General features: G+C 45.8%; 2 protein-coding genes. Both read right to left on the bottom strand.

Features of this window, described 5'->3' with window-relative positions:
- Positions 1 to 393: 393 nt before the first annotated feature.
- Entirely contained in the window at positions 394 to 1632 is a 1239-nt protein-coding gene (locus ACYQ2M_RS24925) for an IS91 family transposase (RefSeq protein ID WP_459919111.1), read from the bottom strand.
- The gene (locus ACYQ2M_RS24920) at positions 1629 to 2462 is read right to left on the bottom strand and encodes a tyrosine-type recombinase/integrase (RefSeq protein ID WP_459919110.1); all 834 of its coding nucleotides are present in this window, start codon (positions 2460 to 2462) and stop codon (positions 1629 to 1631) included. Before ACYQ2M_RS24920 ends, ACYQ2M_RS24925 begins: the two co-directional genes overlap by 4 nt.
- Positions 2463 to 2610 lie beyond the last annotated feature (148 nt).

Raw genomic sequence — 2610 nt, 5'->3', positions numbered from 1 at the left:
AACTAAAAGCGTTTTATCAATAGTCCCGCCCACAGAGAAGGCAAGGCAATTAGATTCTCTAAAATCCTTAGTTATTACTGAATCGTTGGTTTCGGTAAGCGGGGTTATTGATAAAACGTTGTTGAACAGTGCCGCTGGTCAGAACCGGTAACGATTGTTTACTCTATGGGGTTTATATCGATTGCTGCATGTTAGTGCAAGGAAAAATTGTCGTGATTTTTTGTGATTTTTATGGAGAAGGGTCAAAATTGTAGGTCTCATCTGCCAAATACCCTTTTGTTTTCCGGATACAGGAAATAATTGACTGGATAATGCCGGTTTCAAGACGCATCTCACCGGTATGGCCTGAAACCATTGTCGTTGCCGCAGTTTGTCTCAGATCAAAGATCGGGTTCAGGAGGTATTCCAGGCAGCCTCCTTTTGTTGTGGCACAATATAGCCGGTATATACCGGAAGCAGCTCGTAAAGCCTTATCAATCGGCCCTTGCCGCACTTGGGACATGCTTTTATATCAACACCGGTTATTCTGAGCATCATCTCTTCGATGGACTCATCTGGAGGCCTGTCTTCATGTTTGCACTCATAATTGGTCAGCTTCCTGATCAGTTCGATATTCCGAGTTTTATATCTGGGTGCCAGAAATCCAAAGTGCCTTATTTTTTTGAATCCCTTGGGCAGCACATGAAGCAGGAACCTCCTGATGAACTCCACAGCATCAAGGGTCATCTCCTTTGTCGCATTGTTCTGGGATCTGTCTTTCCAGGTAAATATCACTCTACCGTCTTTAAAGGATTTGATCCTGTAATTGGAGATGGCGACTCTGTGAGTGTAGCGTCCGAGATACTCAAGTACCTTTTCAGGGCCTGAGCAGGGAGATTTGGCATAGCCCGACCATTTCTTTTTCCTGATAGTCTTGATCAAACGGTAGAATCCGGATTGAGTCCCGTACTTTGCGGTATCCCCAGGAAACTTGAGATCCCCATCTTTGTACAGTTGTTTGAGACATTTGATATAGATGCCCTTGAACGCCTTTACCAGGGAACTCGTCTTGAAAAGAAAATTCTTTTTGGAAGGGGTCCACTGGGTTTTATCCTGTGACAATACGCCCCCTGGAACAAGGCAGTGTAGATGAAAATGATCCAGGATGGTCTGATTCCACGTATGAAGTACGGCAATAAATCCAGGGTTGCCCTGAAGCCGCCATTGGGGATCGGCAGCAAACTGCTTGATTGTCTGGTTGACTGATGAGAACAGCAAATCCAGCAGCAACTTCATATTACAAAGGACGACAGGGTTCAAATCGTGAGGTAGTGTGAACACAAGGTGATAATAGGTGGCTGGCAGAAGCTCGGATACCCTATTATCCAGCCATTTTTCCTTGGTCATGGTCTGGCATTTGGGACAATGGCGATTCCTGCAGGAATTGTAGGCGTTCTGCTGATAATTACAGTCAGGGCAGACCTCAAGATGCCCTCCCAAGGCTGCTGTCCGGCAGGTTATAATCCGGTTCATGACCTTTATTTGTTCATGGGAGGCACCAAAGGACTCCAAAAACTGCTGTCCTGAATGTCTGAAAATGTCGGCGATGTCATATTGGGGTTTGCTGCCTTTCTCGCAGCATTCGGTATTCATTGAACCATCGCGTCAGCCGGGCTGACGACTTTGGAAATGGCATCATTACTGATGTGAAGATATCTGGCGGTTGTCCTGATGGATTTATGACCAAGCATCTGTTGAAGGACATAAGTCCGGGTTCCCTGTTCCAGAAGGTGTGTGGCAAAGCAGTGCCTCAGGGTGTGGATGCCCCTTCCCCTTTTAACACCCGCTTTCATTTTGGCTTTGTAAAAAACCTGCTGTGCCGCATCAATGGATAAAGGTTTTGCTTTGGTCTGGCCGAAAAAGATCCATTTGTCGGGCCAATAGGCACGCCAATATTCTTCAAGGGTCTTCAACAGGGTATCCGATAAAACCGTATACCGGTCTTTCCTGCCTTTACCCTGTTCGATCCGTATCATCCTGCGGGATCTTTCGATGTGGATCGGCTGGAGTTTTACCACTTCACTGACCCGCAGGCCCGCACTGTAAACGGCAAGAAGCAGGGTGTAATGTTTGAGATTGCTGCAGGCTGAAAGTATCTGATCAACTTCCTCCCGGCTCAAAGCCATGAAAATCTTTTTTTCCCTGGGTCGAGGTGGAATGGATAACTTAGGTTCCCTGCTCAATACATGTTTATAGAATCGCTTGATCCCTGAAAACTGGACGTTGCATGTGCTCCATGCCAGCTTTCGATCCGCGATAATATAATGTAGATAGTCCTGGATTTGTTCATTCGTAAGTTTGTCAGGCGATTGCCTGTGATAAGCGGCAAGGGATTTGACAGCGTTCATGTATGCAGCATTCGTTTTAGGCGAAAGCCGGTGAAGGGTAAGGTGTCTTTCAAATTTTTGTCGAAGTTCTGTCATTTTTACCTCCTGAAAATTATGGGTGGGTACTCAGGAGGATGATGGAACAAAACGGGCTGAATATAAAGGGAATTTATGTTGATACGTTTAAATATTAATGGACGAAACTGTGGCTGGACTTCCTTCCGCGAAGCGGTTTTGTTCAACA

Source organism: Desulfocicer niacini (genome assembly GCF_054657595.1).
This window is presented reverse-complemented; position numbering and strand designations above follow the sequence as displayed.

Coding starts and splice junctions, on each gene's coding strand:
- ACYQ2M_RS24920 (WP_459919110.1), bottom strand. CDS start 2,462: ATGACAGAACTTCGACAAAAATTTGAAAGACACCTTACCCTTCACCGG.
- ACYQ2M_RS24925 (WP_459919111.1), bottom strand. CDS start 1,632: ATGAATACCGAATGCTGCGAGAAAGGCAGCAAACCCCAATATGACATC.